The sequence below is a fragment of the Cellulomonas sp. GbtcB1 genome (assembly GCF_019091725.1).
Lineage (GTDB): Bacteria > Actinomycetota > Actinomycetes > Actinomycetales > Cellulomonadaceae > Cellulomonas.
Map to the genome: position 1 here is coordinate 1 of NZ_JAGXJG010000489.1, position 241 is coordinate 241.

The following is a 241-nucleotide window of genomic DNA, read 5'->3' on the forward strand; positions in this document are numbered from 1 at the left end:
CCGCCGACCCCCGCCCCGCCCGCTCCGGGGGCGTCCACGCCCCCGGCCTCCGCGGGCCGCCACGCCGGGTCCTCGAGCACCAGGCCCGCCACGAGCACGGGCGCCGTGAGCGCCAGATCCTCCGCCGTCACCCCGCCCATCGTGTGCCCGACGACGCGCGCCGGCCCGAGGTCGGGCGCCCGCAGCGCCTCCGCGGCGTCGGCCGCCAGCGCCGCGGCGGGGGGCGGCTCGTCCCGCAGGG

At 84.6% G+C, this 241-nt stretch carries 1 pseudogene; it reads right to left on the bottom strand.

The annotated features are described in order from the left end of the window. A pseudogene (locus KVT14_RS21130) lies at window positions 1–241 on the bottom strand (hypothetical protein); the annotation flags it as partial.